This window comes from Streptomyces sp. NPDC006372 (genome assembly GCF_040612515.1).
GTDB lineage: Bacteria > Actinomycetota > Actinomycetes > Streptomycetales > Streptomycetaceae > Streptomyces.
Genome location: NZ_JBEXQJ010000003.1, coordinates 379,707 through 398,275 on the forward strand (window position 1 = coordinate 379,707; position 18,569 = coordinate 398,275).

Genomic DNA, 18,569 nt, shown 5'->3' on the forward strand with positions numbered 1-18,569 from the left:
GAACGGTCGTGAGGGTCGCCTTCGTCGGCAAGGGCGGCAGCGGCAAGACCACCCTGTCGGCGCTCTTCTCGCGCCACTTGGCCCGCTCCGGCGCCCCGGTCCTCGCCATCGACGGCGACATCAACCAGCACCTGGCGGAGGCGCTGGGCTCCACCGAGGTGTCCGCTCCTCCCTTGGGCGAGCACACGGCCTCGATCAAGGACTACCTGCGCGGTACGAACCCGCGTATCCCCTCCCCCGAAGCGATGATCAAGACAACCCCGCCGGGACGAGGCTCACGCCTGCTCCGCCCGCTCGGCGACGACGAGTTGCATGCCCGGCACGTCGGCCGTGCGGGCGGTGTACCGCTCATGGTCACGGGCGAGTTCGACGAGTCCGACCTGGGCGTGGCCTGCTACCACTCCAAACTCGGCGCGGTCGAGCTGTACCTCGGCCACCTCGTGGACGGCCCCGGCGAATACGTCGTGGTCGACATGACGGCGGGGGCGGACGCCTTCGCCTCCGGCCTGTTCACCCGCTTCGACATCACCTTCCTGGTGGCGGAACCCACCCGCAAGGGCGTCTCGGTCTACCGCCAGTACCGCGACCACGCGGAACGGTTCGGCATCCGCATCGCGGTCATTGGCAACAAGGTGACCTGCGAGGACGACCTGCTCTTCCTCAAGGAGCAGGTCGGCGACGACCTGTTGACCCACCTGGTGCACTCCCCCTGGGTCCGCGCGGCGGAGCAGGGCCGCACCGAGTCCGGCCCGGACGCCCTGGCGTCATTGGAGCCGCACAACCGGCACGCCCTCACCGTCCTCCGCGAGGCCGTGGACTCCCACGCCCGCGACTGGGACCGCCTCCACCGCCACGCGGTCGAGTTCCACCTGCGCAACGCCCGGGCGTGGGCGGACGCGCGCACCGGGGAGGATCTGGCGGCACAGGTGGATCCGGACTTCGTCCCGGGGCCGGCCGCCCTGCCCTGAAGGCGCACCCGGCAGCCGGCTACTCGATCCCCGTGGCATCGAGTAGCCGGACCAGGTCCTTGCGCCCGTACCCGAGCAGTCGGGCACGGTCAGCGGCCATCAGCACCAAGTGCGCGACGATCTCCGCCGCGTATCCGTCCTTGCTGTCCGCGTCGAACCACTCGTGAGGCTTCTCGACCCCCAGGCTGTTCATCACCAGCCCGTGCTCCCGGCGGACCTCCGCGACGGTACCGGCGACCGCGTCCATGAGCGTCTTCCCCGGCCGTTCGCACTCCAGGGCGAAGCACCCCCGGTCGACCGCCACGCACCCCTCCGGCGGACGCGCCCGCAGCCCCGCGTACCTCTCGTCCCCGTACCCGGAGGACCGGAACTCGTCGTGCACCAGAGAGAACCGGTGGACCCCGGGCGGGACCGGAGGCGGTGGAGGCGTGTACTCCCACCCGGCGTCCTCGTACAACTGCCGCTTCACCTCTTCTTCTTCGGCATGCGTCACGGTGAAGCCGTTGGCCTCGTTGCGTCCGGTTGTCGTGCCGTCGGGGTTGCGGTGGAAAGTCAGGCCCATCTTGTGCTCCCGTTACCGTGCTGAGAAGGGACAACAAAACCCGTCACCAGCTCGAACGGCTCGCGGGCCGGGCTGGTGCCCACTCTCCGGAGCACCACACGATCGCGTGAAAAGGGTCAGTGCGGGAACCGGCGGACCGAGCGGGATCGGCGGTTGTTACGCTCCTCCGGTGAGGATTCCGGGCCCCGCAGAGATCCGAGCGCTGCACGAGAAGCACGCTCCCACCGCCGAGGCGTTCACGCTCGTCCACACGCACTGCGAGATCGTCTGGGGAATCGCCGAGCAGTTCCTCTCCGCACCGCACCTCGCCCACCTCGACGCCGAACTGGTCCGCGCCGGCTGCCTCCTTCACGACATCGGCGTCTACCGCCTCTACGGAGACGACGGACGGCTGGACCACGAGAACTACATCCGGCACGGCCTGCTCGGCCACGAGATCCTCGAAGCGGAGGGATTCCCCGAAGAGCTGCGCCGCTTCTGCTCCCAACACACCGGGGTGGGACTCACGCGGCACGACATAGTGAGCCAGGGTCTGCCCCTCCCTCCCGCCGACTACCTGGCGGTCACGGAGGAGGAGAGGCTGGTGATGTACGCGGACAAGTTCCACACCAAGTCCAAGCCCTCGGCGTACCTCTCCCCCGACGAGTACGCCTCCCACATCCGTCGTTTCGGCGAGGACAAGGTGACCGCCTTCCAAGCCCTGCGCGCGGACTTCGGCGACCCGGACCTCGACCGGCCGGTGCCTTGCGGCGGCGGACTCCACCTGGGTCGGTGAACACTGCAAACTGTCCGTCCGGACATCGTCGTTGGCCTACGGTGACGTCATGACGACGATGCCTCTCCCCCATCTCACCCCGATCGGCACCTGCTGGTGCGGATGCGCCAGGAAGGTCGGCCCCGGATCCTTCTTCGCCCCGGGTCACGACAAGGTGGCCGAGGCGGCGCTTCTGGCGGTCGAATACGGCTCCTCCGTGGCCCAGTTGCTGCACGCACACGGGTACGGTCCAGGACACTCGGTGAGCACGCGTGCCGTGTCCGAAGGGGTGTGGCAGAGGTGCTCGTCGTGCGACTACGCAGGCACCCGCGCGAGCATCGCCAACCACACCAAACGGGCGCACTCCACCGCGCTCACCGACCCTGTCTGAGGGGCGGCGAACGATGACCGAGGCGGCTCCGGCCACCAGCCAGCGCGCCAACCTCGAGCAGGCGGTGCGGACGTACGGCGGCTCCTGGGACACCGAACGCAGCCTGCGCGCGCTGCGCGATGCCGGACACGACCCGCAGGACAAGCACACCCGCCGGATCCTCCGGGATCTCGCGCAGAAGGGCCTGCTGACGAAGGTGGAGGACCGGCCGGTCCGTTACATCACGGTGCGGGCGGATTGAGGACGCCGTGCGCCGTGCTCGGGCCAAGGCGGCGCACCCGGTCGTGCCGCCGGTGGTGACGCCCACCACCGACGGCTGCCGAGCGCCGTACCGCCTCCCATGCGTCGTCTGCGGCAGCGCAGCCCCGGCCGGCCGAGCCGACGTCAGCGCCGACGCCCCGCAAGTCCGGCCACGTTGGGCCTGCGTGGGTTGAAGACCCACACTCCCTGGGAGTGAGTGGCGCCCAACACCCTCCCGTCGTCCAGAAGCCACGGGTTGCCCTTTTGGAAGGGAGCGAAATTGTCGTTGGAGACGATCACTCCGCCCACCTCTTCGGCGATGCTGATGACGAGGGCGTCCCCTCGGCCCTCGGTACCGGCCGGCGGCTGCACCACCGTGCCGGCGGCGATCGCCTCCTCCACCAGCGGACGCTCGTCGGCGGCGACATCATGCCGGAGCGTCGCGTCGACGACGACATGAATGTCCCGGTCCGGGTTCTTGAACCGCAGTGACTTGATCGCTGCCTGGAGCGCCTGGAAGCTCGGCCGTCCGCCCACGTGACGCGGCGGGCGGCCGTTCCACGCGAGGTTCGAACCGTCCACCACCAGGGCCGCGGCAGGTTGCTTGGCGGCCTTGACCGACTGAGCCATCGTTGCGGGCGTTGGCCGGACCGACGCTCCGGCGCCACCCTGTCGATCCTGCGCCGGAACCGCTGGGGCCGCCGGGACGGCCGGAACCGGTTGGGGATGCGTCGGCCGGGGCATCTCGCGGCCGCTCGTGCGCAGCGAGAAGAGGTCGCGCAGCTCGCTCTCGATCTCCGGCGAGACGGTCTTGTCACCGAAGACCCGGACCTCACCGTTGAGGACGGGCTGCCCCGTCTTCTGCAGCGTGGCCCGCACGGTCAGCAGACCTTCCTTGCTGTAGGTGTACTCCAGGTCGAACGCGCCGTCCTCAGCGGCTTGTGAACGCTCAGGATAGGAAAGAACGAGTTCGGTGAGCTTCACGTTGTCCGGATGGTCGACGGGCCGGTCGGGGTCCCCCTCCCACACCTCGACGGTCAGTTTGGACACACCGTCCCTGGAGGGCTGGTAAGACTTCTTCCGCTGCTGCGGAAGCCGCTGGTTGCGGTCGATCAGCGCGCTGAACTCGCGCTTGCCGTACTGGTCCTTGGTGACTGTGCCGAGTGCGTGCGTGTTCACCACGCGGATGATGCTCTTCAGCTCTCCGTCCATGGCGGCCGCGCAGATCGCCGCTCCCTCGGCGACGGCGGTCAGCGGGTCGCAGAGATCCGCGCCGACGAGTTCGCAGTCCAGGGCCTCGGCCACGGCGTCGCGCACGGCGGGAATCTGGCTACTGCCACCGATCATCAGCACGGCCTTGAGTTCGCCGGGATCGATGCGGGCCTGGTCGAGGCACTCCTCGACGGGGTCGAGTGCACGGGTGATCAGGTCCTGGATCGCGGCGGAGAACTCGTCCTGCCCGATCTCCACGGCGTTGCCGTCCGGCGTGGTGATACGCACGAACTCCTGGGAAGACAGCAGGATCTTGTTGCGCTCGATGTCGAGGGCGAACTGTCGCTGCTCGGACTCGGTCCACTTCCTGCGCGCGGGTGCCCGGTCGAGCACCATACGGCGCAGCCGCGCGTCGATCTCCAGACCGCCGAGCTGGTTGACGCCGCGGCTGGCCTTCTCGTCGAAGAATCCGTCGTCGTGCAGCAGCAGGGTGGCGTCCATGGTTCCGCCGCCCCAGTCGAAGACGAGGAACTCCCCGTCCTCCTCCATGGTGTGCGCGTAGGCGATGGCGGCGGCGGTGGGTTCGTTCAGCAGCGTCTTGACCGAGATGCGCGCCGCCCGAGCCGCTTCCCGGGTACGGAAGCGCGCCGCCCCCGTGGCGTTCGCCGGAACGGTGATCACCGCCTCACCGATCTCGGTAGCGGCTTCCTCCTCCGCGGCGGTGACCATGGAGCGGAAGACTCCGGCGGCCGCGGTGGTGGCGGCGAAGCGTCGCCCTCCGACCGTCACGAGCGGTTCTTCGCGCAGCAGCCGCTTGCATGCCTCGACGGCTTTCTCGGACCGCAGCTTGGCCTCCCAGCCGAACAGGGCTCCGGCGCGGAGGGAACTGGTGCCCACCACCGAGGGGTAGAGCTTCTCGAAACCGGGCCGCCCCCAGTCCGCGTCGAGCCCCTGGCCACCGAGTTCCAGGATCTCGACGTACTCGCCGTTCCACTGGGCGGCAACCGAGTTGGTGGTGCCGAAGTCGATCCCCGTCGTCATTCTTCCTCCCCCAGTGCAGGGCCGGATACCCGCCGCAGGTGTCCGGCCAGAATGACCTTTCCGGTCACTTCGTCGACGTATGCCGGGCGCAACACCTCGAACGTCTCGCCCTCGCCCTCGGTGACCACGAACCGGTCGCTCTCCTCAGGCTCAGTCACCCTCAGGATGCGCAGTGCCCGCAGGTGTTCCCCCATGGCTCCGCCCAGCAGATCACCACCGTGCGCCGTCTGCGCCCACACGAGAGCGTCGATCTCCGCGAGACGCCCCGCGAACTGGGTACGCGTGCGGAACTCGTCGAGCACCGCCTTGCGCACCGCCATGTTCAGAGCCGTGGACGGCGGGGACTCGCCGGAGCCCGCCTCTTCCAGGGCGGTCGGGACCCGCTCGACGACTCCCTGGATGATCGTCTTGGCGTCGATGGGCTCCAGTGCGGCAGGTACCGCCTGTTGCTGCGCGAGGGCCGGCTGTTCGTCCGACCGCTGCCGCTTCTCCCTGCGGCGCTTCAGCCCGCCGGGCGTGTGCGGCGCGTCCGTCTGACCCTTGCCGGGCTGTATCCGGCCGCAGTGCGGGCAGGGGCGATGAACACGCTCATTCTTGGGAACCTTCTTCTCACCACGGCGTGCCGTGGGCTTCCTTTTCGCGGCCATGGACTGGTTGCGCCTCGCTCACCGTCGTGCGTTCATCGGAAAGACCGTCAGCGGGTGGGGCCGTGCCGGTCGAGGTGCGGTGGAGTGCTGCGGAAGTCGTCGAGCAGTTCGACGGCCGCCAGAGCGCGGATCGACTCGAGGTCCGCACCGCTCGTGACGGTGCTCCGACGTGCCATCGGCTCCAGCGGAGGCACCAGTCGCCTGGGCACGGTCTCGGGAAAGTCGTACCGGCACCGGTCGAGAGGCACCTGGAAGAAGACGTCGAACCCGGCCTCGTGACGCGTGGCCTCGTCGATGCGGTCCTGTGCCCGGTTGAGCCGGGCCTGCGCTGCCTGGTCCCGCACTTGTTCGTACTCGCGGAACAGGTCACGGCAGTGCCGGTCCCAGCCCTCCTGTCCGTGGTCCAGGCCGAGTTCGAGGAACGGGTTCGTCATCATCCCCCGCTTGTTCCTCGACGTGGCCCTCCAGGTCCGTACGTGCGCGAGGTTACGCTCGGCGACCGGACCACCGTTCTCCGCGGCCTTCTCGGCGTACGTCTCGGCGAGGGCCAGTTGCTCCTTCGACGCCCGGTCGCTGTCGGCCTCGGGTGAGGTTACGGCGGCGACGTAGGCGGCGATGGTGTACGCCTCTTCCATGAGGTCGGCGGGCAGGGCCGGGTCCTGCCTGCGTTCCCGCACGAAGGCCTCCGCCTGACGGCGCGCCCCTTCGAAGTCGCCGGTCTTCAGCAGGTCGTAGGCACGGTTGAGCGCGACCAGAGCGTAGAAGTCGCTTCGCCGGGGGTCGACGGGCGTGGTCGGCCGCCACAGCGCGGCCATCAGCCTCCACAGTCCGCGGTCGCGAAGGGTCTCGCGGTCCCACTGCCCCACGAGCGCCCCGGATCGGAGGTCACGCAATTGGATCTGCTCAGCGCGGGGCAAGGCGGCGTCCAGAGCGTCGAGGGACGGCAGCTGGACCTCCCTGACCACGTCGTACAGCAGATCCCAGACGTCCTCGGGTTCCTGGCGCATGATCGTCTCGTCGGCCAGGAACGCCCGACGGCGCAGCATGGTGTGCCAGCCGATCCGTGCGGCCTCTTCAGCGCTGACGGACTTGGGTGCGAGGCGGGCTCGGAGGTACAGCGCCTCCCTGTCGTCGCGCGCCGCCCACGGCTCGTCCTCGGCCAGCAGACCGCCGTGGTCGATGAGGTCGTCGAGGACCGACAACGGTGCCCACGGCAGTACGTGTGCCAGGGCCGCGTTGGGCACGGGAACCGCGCCTCGGGTGGCGGCCGTGGCGAACAGCGAGAAGGCGGGGCCCCCCGACACCGCCCGGGACCTCGCGCTGACCAGTTCGAGCCCGGGAGCGGTGGAGCACAGGACACGACATCGCTCCAGCCCCGCCTCGTTCAGCCATCGCACCCCCGCAGCCCAAAGCGCGCGCACACGCCGCAGGACGGCCTCGGGCTCCAAGGCGGCCAGACCTGCCCGGACCGTGGGCAACAGCGCCTCCCGGTCCGGTGCGCCCTCCATCGCCTGGCGGAGTACCGCGTTCTGGGCGTCCGTCAACGAGGACGCCCCCTCGATCTCCCTGAGGACCTCGAGGACCTCATCGACGGCTTCACCGCCATCGACTCCGACCCAGCGCCACTTCCGCTGCACGAACCCACTGGCGCCGGCCGAGCCGCCTCCGCTCCGGCGCTCGCGCGCTCGAGCCAGGCGCTCCTTCTCCGCGGCTATCGCCGCGCGGCGGGCGGCAACCGGGTCGGTCATGTCGTACACGCCGACAGAGTAACCTCGCACAGGAATCTCACCTAGCCCTCCCCCTACCTGCAAAAAACGCAGGTAGTGTGCCTACTTCGGGCTGCGCCTCAGCTCCGGACGGATGCGGGCTTTCCGCTTCAGCCCGCCTTCTTCCACTCCTGGCACCGGTTGGTCTTGAAGTACTCCCCCTCGTTGAGCGTCACCCGGCCCGGCCTGTTGAGGTTGTTGTTGGCGATGATGGCTTCGAACTCGCCGCTGGCGTTCCTGGCCCGCTCCCAGTAGCAGCCCAGCTCGTCCTCCGGCCCGGCCGTCCTGTAGGTGCCGGGCTTGATGTCCTCACCGACCACGAACTCGCCCTCGCCGGAGAAGCTGGTCGCAGGGCCCGGCTTCTTGGTTTTCCTCGGCTTGGCCGTCACCGTCTCGGTGACCGTGGGAGCGGGCTCGGCGTCGGCCTCGGCCGTCTCGGTGACGGTGACCGTGGGGCGGGGGCCGGCCTTGGTGTCGGCGGCCGTCGCCTTGCCGGAATCGGCGGAGTCCCCGCCCGCGCCGATGGCGGCGCCGATGAGCAACGAGACCAGGGCGACCGCACCGTACTTCAGCCACCGTCTGCGGCGGCGCGCGGGCTGTGCGGGGCCGGTGGGCGTGCCGAGCCCGAAGGGGCCGGCACCCTGCGGACGGTGCTCGGGCTGCGGGGGCGGCTGGTTGAGGGTCATGGCGTACTCCGTTTTCTGGGTGCGTGTGACGTGAGGTGGGTGGGTGGGTGAAGTGCTGGACCGTCATGAGGTCGGCTCTCCTCAACGGTCGCTCAACCCCTGGTAGCACTCCGGGTTCAGAAGCCCCGAATCCTGCGGCCCGCCTTGGTCGCCGGATAGAGGATCGCCTCGGCGACCCGGCCGCCGGAGTCCTTGACCCCGCCGCTGAAGTTGAGGCGTCCGGACGTGCCGGTCTTCGCGGCGACGCCGTCCCAGTACTTGGCCTCCCGTTCCCAGCGGATGTCGTCGAGGAGGCGGACCAGGTCGTCGGTGCGGAAGGCGGACGCCGAGTCGGTCCACGGCATGGTGTGGTGGGCGGCGATGCCGATACCCGCGAGGACGGCGGGCGCGGTGATGGCGCTGCGCTCGGTGAACTCGCGGGCGTGGCGGGCGATCAGCTGAGCGAGGAGCGGCACGACGGCCGCCTCGACCTGCTCGGGCCGGTACCCCGTCGGCAGTTCGTCCTCTTGGACGGACTCGGCGGACCGCTGGAGGCCGCCTCGCCCGTAGAGGGTGGTGACGACGAGGGCACGCAGCGCGGAGAGGGTGACGACCTCGCGGTCGGTCGCGGACACCTGCCGCTTGCTGACGTTCACCAGCCGCGCGAAGGGCACCGGCTGCCCGTCCACGTCGACGTTGACCGCGTCCGCGACCAGGTGCGCGAGCCGGGTGCCGTAGTCGCGCTGGTCCATGGACATGGCCAGGTTCTTGGCGACGGCCACGCCCTGCACGTTGCGGTCGTAGAAGATCTGCCGCGCGTCGGCGGGCGCGAGGTCGACGTACAGCTCGAACGGCAGGCGCACCTGGGCGAGTTCGGGGTACGTCAGGCCGTACGCCTCGGGGTCGTCGTAGAGGTCGTGCCAGGCGGTGGTCTGGGTTTCGCCGTCGATGGCGATGACCATGGTGCCCGGCGCGACGGTGAGGGTGCGCAGGCCGCTGCCGGGGACGAGTTCGTCGCTGAGGGCGGCGAGCGGTCCGGCGTGCCACAGGGTGACCGGCGGCGTGGACCAGGCGGCGCCGAGCTCGCCCTTGAGGCCGGCGGCGATGTACTCGGCGTACGGGCCGACGTTCTTGCCCTTCTGCGAGGACTTCAGCGTGCGCTGCACGGTGGCCCGCAGCTCGGCGTGCCGGCGCACCAGGCCGGACGCGGCTTTCAGCTTGCGCGGGTCCTCCTCGGCGCGGGGCGAGGGCACCAGCTGGACGAGCGTGGGCACCGACATCGTTCCGACGACGGCGTCGGCACGGAACGGCATCACCGTGAGCTGGGTGCCTTCCACGACGGCGGTCGGCATGGTCAGAAGCATGAGACTCCCCCCGGAGATTCTGCGGCTTCCACGTGGAAGCAACACCGGAGAAGCATGTCAATGAAAGCATCGTCAATCACGTTGACAGATTTGACGAACGTTGTAGGTTGTTGACTGCTCACTCCAGAGAGGCTCAGGACTCCCGCCATGCCCCAGTCATCCGCGCAGGTGACCGCCGCCGAGATCTCCCGCATCGCGGGGGTCACGCGCGCCACGGTCAGCAACTGGCGCCGCCGGCACGAGGACTTCCCCGCGCCGTCCGGCGGCACGGAGAGCAGTCCGCTGTACGACCTGGAGTCCGTGCGGGCCTGGCTGTCCGCGCGCGGTCACGTCTCGGCGGCGACCCCGGCGGAGGAGCTCCGTACGACGCTGCGTCTGCGCGCGCAGAGCGGTGGGAGCGGTGTGCCGGAGGGCCTGCTGCTCCTGGTCCTCGCGGCGGCGGGTCACTCACCGGGGGAACTGACGGCCGTCACGGAGTCGCCGGACGCGGATCTCGTCGCGCGCGCACAGCGCGACGCCGTCACCGCGGCCGACGCCGTGCCGGCCGCCGGTCCCGTCCGTTTCGGTGCGGGCGACGCGGCGGTGCTGCGCGCGTTGTACGCGTGTGTACGTGACGAGGGGGGCCAGGCCGCGCTGGGCGTGCTCGCGGAGCGGGAGCTGGAGGACAGCGCCGCGTCCGGCGCGTATCTGACCCCCGGGCCGCTCGCGGACCTGCTCGCCCGTCTGATCCCAGGGTCCGCGTCGAGCGTCCTCGACCCGGCCTGCGGCGGCGGCACCTTGCTCGCCGCGGCCGCCCGCCGGGGAGCGCGTGAGCTGTACGGCCAGGACACCCTGCCCGTGCAGGCCCTGCGCAGCGCCGTGAGCCTGATGCTGACGGCTCCGGAGGCCGAGGTCACCGTGCGCGCCGCGGACAGTCTCCGCACGGACGCCTTCCCCGACCTGCTCGCCGACGCGGTGGTGTGCAACCCGCCGTACGGCGTGCGCGACTGGGGCCACGACGAGCTGGCGTACGACCCGCGCTGGGCGTACGGCGTCCCGGCGCGCGCCGAGTCGGAGCTGGCGTGGGTGCAGCACGCGCTCGCCCATCTCGTGCCCGGTGGTTACGCGGCGCTGCTCCTGCCACCGGCCACGGCCGGGCGGGCGTCGGGGCGGCGCGTGCGGGCGGAACTGGTGCGCAGCGGGGCCCTGCGCGCGGTGATCGCGCTGCCGGCCGGCGCGTCGGTGCCGCTGCACGTCGGGCTCCAGGTGTGGGTGCTGCAACGGCCCGAACCGGGCGGCCCCGCACGCAAGTCGGTGCTGTTCGTGGACACGGCGGCGGACGCGGCGACGGGTACGGGGACGGCGGCCGGGCGCGGTGGAACGGCGGTGACCGCGCGGACCCGGGGCGGGGGCCGGTCCTCGTCCGTGGACTGGGAGGGCGTCGCAGAGCGCGCCCTGGGCGCGTGGCGGACGTTCACGGAGAACCCGGACACCTTCGAGGGCGAACCCGGTGTCGCGCACGCCGTCGGCGTGGTGGACCTGCTGGACGACGTGGTGGACCTGACTCCGGCGCGGCTCGTACGGGCGTCGCGGGCCGAGGTCGACCCGGCGGAGCTGTCGGCCGGGCTCGACGCCGCGCGCCGCGGCCTCGTCGGCGCCGCGCGGTCCCTCGCGCAGACGGCGGGCCGGGAGGGCTGGAGCACCGCGGGCGCCTCGGCCCGCGAGTGGCGGACGGCGACGGCGTCCGACCTCGCGCGCGGCGGGGCACTCACCCTGCTGCGGACCCTGCCGGAGGGCGCGCGGGGCCGCGCGGACGGCGACGGGGGCGGGAGCGGGCAGCGGCCGGACACGGGCCGCGCCGTGCTCACCGGCTCGGACATCGCACGCGGGTCGGGCCCCACGGGCGACCCGGCGGAGCTGCCCAGCCACACGGCGCCCGTGATCGCCTTCGGGGACGTCCTCGTACGGGCGGTGGCGAGCGAGGACGGTTCGATGGCCAGGGTCGCGGGCGAGGAGGACGCGGGCGCGCTGCTCGGGCTTCACGTCCACCTCTTCCGGCCTGACCCGGCGCGCCTGGACGCCTGGTTCCTCGCCGGGTTCCTGGGCGCGGAGGAGAACATCGCGGCCGCGTCGACGGGCAGCACGGTCCTGACGGTCAGCCCGGGCCGGCTGCGCGTGCCGCTGCTGCCGCTGGAGGAGCAGCGGCGGTACGGGGAGGCGTTCCGGCACGTGCACGAGCTCCGGGCGGAGGCGCGGCGGGCGACCCTGCTGGCGGAGGAGACGGCGCGGCTGCTGGCGGGCGGGCTCACGGGCGGGCAGTTGCTGCCCACGCGTGAGGCGGCGGAGGGAGACGCGGTGGGGGGCCGGGGTGACGATTCACCCCATTAGGCACGCGGCCCCTCACACATAGACCACACTTGTCGGACCGTCCCGGTCGGCTGATCGGCCCGGGCGGTGGGGTTGGGACATTTCGGAAGGAATCCGGGGATCCAGTTGAACAGCAGTAAGCACACGGAGTTGGCGAACCACGCGTGGTCCGTCGCCGACCTCCTGCGGGGGGACTACAAGCAGTCCGACTACGGCAAGGTCATCCTGCCGTTCACGGTGCTGCGGCGACTGGAGTGCGTGCTGGAGCCGACCCGCGAGAAGGTCGCGGAGATCGCGGAGCAGCACAAGGACGGCGGCATCGACCCGGACCGCTTCCTGCGGCGGGCCTCGGGCCACTCCTTCTACAACCGGTCCAGCCTGACCCTGAAGAAGATCGCCGCGGACCCGCAGAACGCGGCGCAGAACCTCCAGGTGTACGTGGGGGCCTTCTCGGACAACGCGCGGGGCGTGCTTGACCGCTTCGAGTTCGCGCAGCAGATCAAGCGGCTGGACGCGGCCGGGCTGCTCTACCAGGTCATCGGCAGGTTCACGGACCTGGACCTGCGTCCGGAGGTCGTGCCCAACCACAACATGGGCTACATCTTCGAGGAACTGATCCGCCGCTTCGCCGAGCAGTCCAACGAGACGGCCGGTGAGCACTTCACGCCCCGCGAGGTCATCCAGCTCATGGTGCGGCTGCTGGTCGCCCCGGACGGCGACGCGTTGCAGCTGCCCGGCGCGGTGCGCACGGTCCTCGACCCGGCCTGCGGCACGGGCGGCATGCTCTCCGCGATGGACGACCTCATCAAGGAGCTGAACCCGGACGCCACGGTGGAGGTGTTCGGGCAGGAGCTCAACCCCGAGTCGTGGGCGATCTGCCGGTCCGACCTCATGATCAAGGGCCAGGACCCGGAGAACATCGCCTTCGGCAACTCCTTCTCCGACGACGGGCACGCCCGGAAGTCCTTCGACTACATGCTGGCCAACCCGCCGTTCGGCGTGGAGTGGAAGAAGGTCAAGGACGAGGTCGAGCGCGAGCACCAGACGCTGGGCGAGGCCGGCCGCTTCGGGGCGGGGCTGCCGCGCATCAACGACGGATCGCTGCTGTTCCTCCAGCACATGATCTCGAAGATGAAGCCGGTGGATGTGAACGGCGGGGGCGGCTCGCGGCTGGCGATCGTCTTCAACGGCTCGCCGCTGTTCACGGGCGCGGCGGGCTCGGGCGAGTCGGAGATCCGCCGCTGGATCCTGGAGAACGACTGGCTGGAGGGCATCGTGGCCCTGCCGGACCAGCTCTTCTACAACACCGGGATCTCGACGTACTTCTGGATCCTGACGAACCGGAAGAGCCCGGACCACAAGGGCAAGGTCGTGCTGCTGGACGCGCGGGACCAGTGGTGCAAGATGCCGAAGTCGCTTGGCGACAAGCGCAAGCGGCTGGGGGACGGATCGAACGGAACGCCCGACCACATCGCCGACATTACGCGGTTGTACGGGCGGGCTTTGGAAGCCGCGAATGACGAGAGCCACCCGCTGCACGGCAAGGTGAAGGTCTTCCGCAACGAAGACTTCGGCTACCAGCGGATCACGGTCGAACGCCCACTAAAGCTGCGCTTCGAGGTGACGGAGGCGACACTGGCGGCGCTGGAATTGTCCAAGGTCATCCAGAAGCTCCCCCAGGCTTCGGCTTTGGCCGACGCCTGCAAGTCCTTGATGGGCACAAACTGGGCCACGAAGCATGAGACCTGGCTCACCCTCAAGGACGCGGTGGTCGCGGCCGGCTCGACGTGGCCAACGGCGGCGTCTTTCAGTAAGGCGCTGCGTGAAGTGATCGGTGTCCGGGACCCGGAGGGCGAGGAGCAGCGCGTCAAGGGGCAGTCGGAGCCGGACGGGGAGCTTCGCGACTACGAGAACGTCCCGTTGGGTGAGGACGTCGAGGAGTACTTGAGGCGGGAGGTCCACCCGCATGTGCCAGATGCGTGGATTGATCACAGTAAGACGAAGATCGGGTACGAGATTCCGTTCACGCGGCACTTCTATGTGCACAAACCGCCGCCGCCGTTGGCGGAGATCGACGCGAAGTTGAAGGCGTTGGAGGCAGAGATTCAGGGGCTACTCAGAGAGGTGACGGAGTGACCTGGAAAGAGACACGGCTGAAGCACCTGTGCGTCGACTCGGGACAATACGGCCTGAACGTCCCCGCCGACCATTACTCGGCGGCCGGAACCCGCCTCATCAGGACATCCGACATCGCAGCCGACGGCACCCTGAGAGACGCCGAGTGCGGGGTGCATGTAGACATGACCATTGAGGCCCGGCATCAATTGGCCCCGGGGGACATCCTATTGTCTCGCAGCGGCACTCTTGGGCGCTCGTTCCTCATTCCGGAGCAGGCACAGGGATACACGTTCGCTGGATTCCTCATCCGGTTTCGCCCGAAGCCGGGAGTGGAACCCCGCTTCCTGAACTACGCAACACAGTCCGCCGGATTTCAAGGAACGGTGCATTCCGAAGCCGTCGCCTCCACTATCCAAAACTTCAACGCCGACCGCTACGCCAACATCTCGATGCGTGTCCCCGCTCTCGAGGAGCAGCAGCGCATCGCCGACTTCCTCGATGCCGAGACGGCGCACATTGACCAGCTCGTGGACTTGCGTAGCAATCAAATGCAACTGGTCAAAGAATGGTACGCTTCTACACTGGATGCGGCCTTCAGTCGTGATAACCACGCACCAACCCGTCTCAAGTACCTATTGGCATCAAGGCCTCGTTACGGTGTCCTAGTTCCTCAATTCATCGACGGTGACGGGGTACGATTCATCCGAGTTAATGACCTGCTCGACCTACCTGGACGAGCCGCATCGTTGCGTCGGATCCCCAAAGAACTTTCGTCCCAGTACGCACGTACGGTGACCCAAGCCGGAGATGTACTTCTAAGCGTTGTGGGAACCATGGGACGCTCTGCCATCGTGCCGCCAGAACTAGAAGGCGCAAATGTCGCCCGCGCTGTGGCCTCCCTTCGCCCAAGAGTTGGCATCCCACCCGAACTTATCTCCGCCTGGCTCACCACCCCTGAGTTCATGCGTCAGGCAGCGCTCGCTACGAGCTCTGATACGGCTCAGCCAACTCTTGGTATGGAAGATCTTTCCAACTTCAGTCTCTTCTGGCCTGATACGCCAGCTGCCCAGCGCGATCTACTGCGGATTATTCAGACTACGCAAGAACGCTACAAGTCCTTGACCAGAGCTTTTCAAGCTCAGTCCCGTTTGTTCGCAGAACGCCGCCAAGCCCTCATCAATGCCGCTGTAACCGGCCAGTTCGACGTTTCCACCGCCAGCGGCCGCAACGTAACCGAAGGAGTATCCGTATGAGCCCCATGCACGGTGAATCCTCCTTCGGGTCCGCCATAGTCGCCGCCCTCTGTGAGCGAGGTTGGCGCGAGGCGAACCCCGAGGACTACAAGGCCGATCTCGGGCTCGACACAAACGAGTTGTTCACCTTCATCGGTGCCACGCAGCCCGACGAGTGGAACGAACTGCTCACCGTCTACGGCGGCAACCCCAACGAGGCACAGCGCGGTTTCGCTCAGCGGCTCGACCGGGCCGTCGCCGACGACGGGCTGCTCCACGTCCTCCGCAACGGTGTCAAAGACCGCGGAGTCCGTCTCCGCGTCGCCTACTTCAAGCCCAACCTCATCTCCGCCGACTCCGTCCTCAACGGCTACCGCGCAAATCGCCTCACCGTCGTACGCGAACTCCCCTACGCCACCAAGCAGGCCGACTGGGGTCACCGCCTCGACCTCACCCTGTTCCTCAACGGCATACCGGTCGCCACGGCCGAGTTGAAGAACCCGCTGACCGGGCAGGGCGTCGAGCAGGCCAAGGAGCAGTACCGCACCGACCGGGACCCGACCGAGCTGATCTTCACGCGGCGCGTGATCGCGAACTTCGCCGTCGACCCGGACCTGGTCTTCGTCACCACGCAACTGCGCGGCAAGAGCACCCAGTTCCTGCCCTTCAACACCGGCTCGAACGGCCCCGGCCAGCCCGGTGGGGCAGGAAACCCGGCACCCACGGCCCACGGCACGTACGCCACCTCCTACCTCTGGGAACAGGTCTGGCAGCGGGACAACTGGCTCGACCTCCTCCAGCGCTTCGTGCACCAGCAGAAGGACAAGACACCCGGCGGCGGCACCACCAAGAAGACGATCTTCCCCCGCTTCCACCAGTGGGACGTGGTCCGGAAGCTCACCGCGCACGCCTCAGTCCACGGCGCCGGCCAGAACTACCTGGTCATGGCCTCGGCAGGGTCCGGCAAGTCGAACACCATCGGCTGGCTCGCCCACCGCCTCAGCGACCTGCACGCCCGCACCGACCCTGCCGTTCTCAGGCCCGACGCTCTCGCCGACGGCCGGATCAAGCCCGGCGAGCCGGTCTTCGACAAGGTCATCGTGATCACCGACCGCCGCGCCCTGGACGCGCAGCTCTCGGCAACCGTCGGCAGCTTCTCGCAGACGGACGGCCTGGTGGTGAAGGTCGACGAAAAGCACGGCGTGAAGAGCGAGCAGCTCGCCCGCGCCCTCTCCCGGGACACCGGCAAGATCGTCACCGTCACCCTGCACTCGTTCCCGGCGCTGCTCGACTACATCAAGCGCAACCCCACCGAGATCAAGGGGACCCGCTTCGCGATCATCGTCGACGAGGCGCACTCCTCGCAGTCAGGTGACGCCGCCACCGCCGTGAAGTCCGCCCTGCGCGACCTCGGCCTGGACGCCGACTCGGACGACGAGGGCGCGACCACGGTCACCGTGGACGACCAGCTCAAGGCGAAGGCCGTGGCTCGCTCCCGAGCCGCCAACCTCTCCTACTTCGCCTTCACCGCCACGCCCAAGTCCAAGACCCTCGAACTCTTCGGCACGGAAGGCGTCGAGAACGGCACGACCGTCTACCGCCCCTTCCACACCTACTCCATGCGCCAGGCCATCGAGGAAGGCTTCATCCTCGACCCGCTGCGCAACTACGTCACCTACAACACCTACTGGAAGCTCGCGAACCTCAACCGAGACGAGAAGGAGGTCGATCCCTCCAAGGCGAACAGCCATCTCGCCCGGTTCGCCCTCATGCACGAGCACACCGTGTCCCAGCACGCCACGGTGATCGTCGAGCACTTCCTCGCCCACACCCGCGGCCGGCTCGGCGGACGGGCCAAGGCGATGGTGGTCACGGCCTCCCGCCACTCCGCCGTGCAGATGGCCCGCGCCATCCGCAGTTACATCAAGGACCGTGAGTACGACACCAAGTACCCGGACCTCGGTGTGCTGGTCGCGATCTCCGGCACCCTCACCATCGACGGCGAGGAGACCACCGAGGTCAAGGAGAACGGCGGTCTCTCCGAGAACGCGCTGCCCAAGGCCTTCGCCTACACCCGCGCCGACGACAAGGCCGCGAAGGCCGGCGGCAAGGGTCAGCAGGAGTACCGGATCCTGGTTGTCGCCGAGAAGTACCAGACCGGCTTCGACCAGCCACTCCTGACGACGATGTACGTCAACAAGACGCTGACCGGCATCGCCGCCGTGCAGACGCTGTCCCGCCTCAACCGCACCGCCGAGCGCAAGTCCCAGGCCGATCTCGCCGTCCTGGACTTCGTCAACGAGGCCGAGGACATCCAGGACGCCTTCCGCCCGTACTTCGAGGAGGCGCACACCCTCCCCACCGACCCCAACCTCCTCTACACGGCCCAGAGCCGCGTCATGTCCGCGCCGATCATCTCGGAGCAGGACATGGACGAGTTCGTCGCCGCGTACTTCGAGGCGCAGGAGAAGGCCGGCGGCTCGCAGTCCAAGTGGGAGAAGCTGCACGCCGAGCTGTACCGGCTCCTCTCCCCCGCCGTCACACGCTTCACCGCCCTCCTGGAGAGCGAGGAGGAGGACGACGTCGAGACGGCCGAGGAGTTCCGCGCCCATCTCAACGACTACGTCCGCAAGTACGGTTTCCTCGCGCAGATCGTGCCGTACCGCGACGCCGAGTTGGAGCGCCTGTACCTGTACGGGCGTTACCTGCTCAACCGGCTCCCACGCCTCGCCGACGGCGGCGTCGACATAGGCGAGGTCGACCTGAGCCACCTGCGCGTGGAGAAGACCGGCGAGCACGACGTGTCCCTAAACCCCGAGGGTCCCGCCGAGCTCAAGGGGTTCGGCGACGGGGTCGGCGGTGCGAAGGACGCCGAGAAGTCACTTCTGTCCGAGCTGATCGACAAGTTCAACGCCAAGTTCGGCACGGAGTTCACCGAGGAGGACGTCCTCCCGGCCTTCAACGCCACGAAGAAGGACCCGAAGGTCCGGGCCGCCGCCCTCGTCAATGACGAGGAGAACTTCGGCATCGTCTTCGACAAGAAGTTCGAGGAGAACATGATGGACCATGTCTCCACAATCGACACGCTCGGCAAGCGCTACTTCGGTACGGACCGGGACTTCAAGTCCAACCTCGACCGCAGCGCCCGCCGCGCGGCCTGGCGGATGATCCGCCGGGAGGAAGGGCTGGACGACATCTGACGCGAGTGGGGCCCGGTGCGAGTGCTTAGCACCGGGCCCTGTTCGTCGTACGTCCACCGGTTC

At 68.9% G+C, this 18,569-nt stretch carries 14 protein-coding genes; 8 read left to right on the plus strand and 6 right to left on the minus strand.

Going from position 1 to position 18,569, the window contains the following annotated elements; genetic code table 11:
- Positions 1–8 precede the first annotated feature (8 nt).
- Positions 9–968: an ATP-binding protein gene (locus ABZ016_RS08840; RefSeq protein ID WP_356915831.1), complete on the plus strand. Its 960-nt coding sequence runs from the start codon at positions 9–11 to the stop codon at positions 966–968.
- A 19-nt stretch (positions 969–987) separates the two neighbouring features.
- On the opposite strand, the gene ABZ016_RS08845 is transcribed toward ABZ016_RS08840, so the two are convergent.
- Positions 988–1,530: a hypothetical protein gene (locus tag ABZ016_RS08845; RefSeq protein ID WP_356915832.1), complete on the minus strand. Its 543-nt coding sequence runs from the start codon at positions 1,528–1,530 to the stop codon at positions 988–990.
- 169 nt (positions 1,531–1,699) lie between these two features.
- On the opposite strand from ABZ016_RS08845, the gene ABZ016_RS08850 reads away from it, so the two are divergent.
- The 3 genes from ABZ016_RS08850 to ABZ016_RS08860 are packed head-to-tail and all read left to right on the plus strand — an operon-like array spanning position 1,700 to position 2,916.
- On the plus strand, positions 1,700–2,305 hold the full coding sequence (locus tag ABZ016_RS08850; protein ID WP_356915833.1) for an HD domain-containing protein: 606 nt from the start codon (positions 1,700–1,702) through the stop codon (positions 2,303–2,305).
- Positions 2,306–2,354: 49 nt separating this feature from the next.
- Positions 2,355–2,675 carry a hypothetical protein gene (locus ABZ016_RS08855; RefSeq protein ID WP_356915834.1) on the plus strand — a complete coding sequence of 107 codons (321 nt, stop codon included), beginning with the start codon at positions 2,355–2,357 and terminating at the stop codon, positions 2,673–2,675.
- Between the two features lie 13 nt (positions 2,676–2,688).
- Positions 2,689–2,916 carry a hypothetical protein gene (locus tag ABZ016_RS08860; protein WP_356915835.1) on the plus strand — a complete coding sequence of 76 codons (228 nt, stop codon included), beginning with the start codon at positions 2,689–2,691 and terminating at the stop codon, positions 2,914–2,916.
- 143 nt (positions 2,917–3,059) lie between these two features.
- On the opposite strand, the gene ABZ016_RS08865 is transcribed toward ABZ016_RS08860, so the two are convergent.
- From ABZ016_RS08865 to ABZ016_RS08885, 5 genes are all read right to left on the minus strand, one after another.
- Positions 3,060–5,168 (minus strand): Hsp70 family protein, encoded by a 2,109-nt coding sequence (locus ABZ016_RS08865; protein ID WP_356915836.1) that lies wholly within the window; start codon positions 5,166–5,168, stop codon positions 3,060–3,062.
- On the minus strand, positions 5,165–5,815 hold the full coding sequence (locus ABZ016_RS08870) for a hypothetical protein (RefSeq protein WP_356915837.1): 651 nt from the start codon (positions 5,813–5,815) through the stop codon (positions 5,165–5,167). Before ABZ016_RS08870 ends, ABZ016_RS08865 begins: the two co-directional genes overlap by 4 nt.
- Before the next feature lie 47 nt (positions 5,816–5,862).
- Positions 5,863–7,563: a hypothetical protein gene (locus ABZ016_RS08875; RefSeq protein WP_356915949.1), complete on the minus strand. Its 1,701-nt coding sequence runs from the start codon at positions 7,561–7,563 to the stop codon at positions 5,863–5,865.
- A gap of 128 nt (positions 7,564–7,691) precedes the next feature.
- On the minus strand, positions 7,692–8,267 hold the full coding sequence (locus ABZ016_RS08880) for a hypothetical protein (protein WP_356915838.1): 576 nt from the start codon (positions 8,265–8,267) through the stop codon (positions 7,692–7,694).
- Between the two features lie 116 nt (positions 8,268–8,383).
- On the minus strand, positions 8,384–9,598 hold the full coding sequence (locus ABZ016_RS08885) for a DNA sulfur modification protein DndB (protein WP_356915839.1): 1,215 nt from the start codon (positions 9,596–9,598) through the stop codon (positions 8,384–8,386).
- Between the two features lie 159 nt (positions 9,599–9,757).
- Between ABZ016_RS08885 and ABZ016_RS08890 the strand changes: the two genes are divergently transcribed.
- From ABZ016_RS08890 to ABZ016_RS08905, 4 genes are all read left to right on the plus strand, one after another.
- Positions 9,758–11,977, plus strand: a complete 2,220-nt coding sequence (locus ABZ016_RS08890; RefSeq protein WP_356915840.1) for an N-6 DNA methylase — start codon at positions 9,758–9,760, stop codon at positions 11,975–11,977.
- A 105-nt stretch (positions 11,978–12,082) separates the two neighbouring features.
- The gene (locus ABZ016_RS08895) at positions 12,083–14,092 is read left to right on the plus strand and encodes a class I SAM-dependent DNA methyltransferase (RefSeq protein ID WP_356915841.1); all 2,010 of its coding nucleotides are present in this window, start codon (positions 12,083–12,085) and stop codon (positions 14,090–14,092) included.
- Positions 14,089–15,327, plus strand: coding sequence for a restriction endonuclease subunit S (locus ABZ016_RS08900; RefSeq protein WP_356915842.1), 1,239 nt, complete (start codon positions 14,089–14,091; stop codon positions 15,325–15,327). The genes ABZ016_RS08895 and ABZ016_RS08900 overlap by 4 nt, the downstream gene beginning before the upstream one ends.
- Entirely contained in the window at positions 15,324–18,506 is a 3,183-nt protein-coding gene (locus ABZ016_RS08905; protein WP_356915843.1) for a type I restriction endonuclease, read from the plus strand. The genes ABZ016_RS08900 and ABZ016_RS08905 overlap by 4 nt, the downstream gene beginning before the upstream one ends.
- Positions 18,507–18,569: the final 63 nt, after the last annotated feature.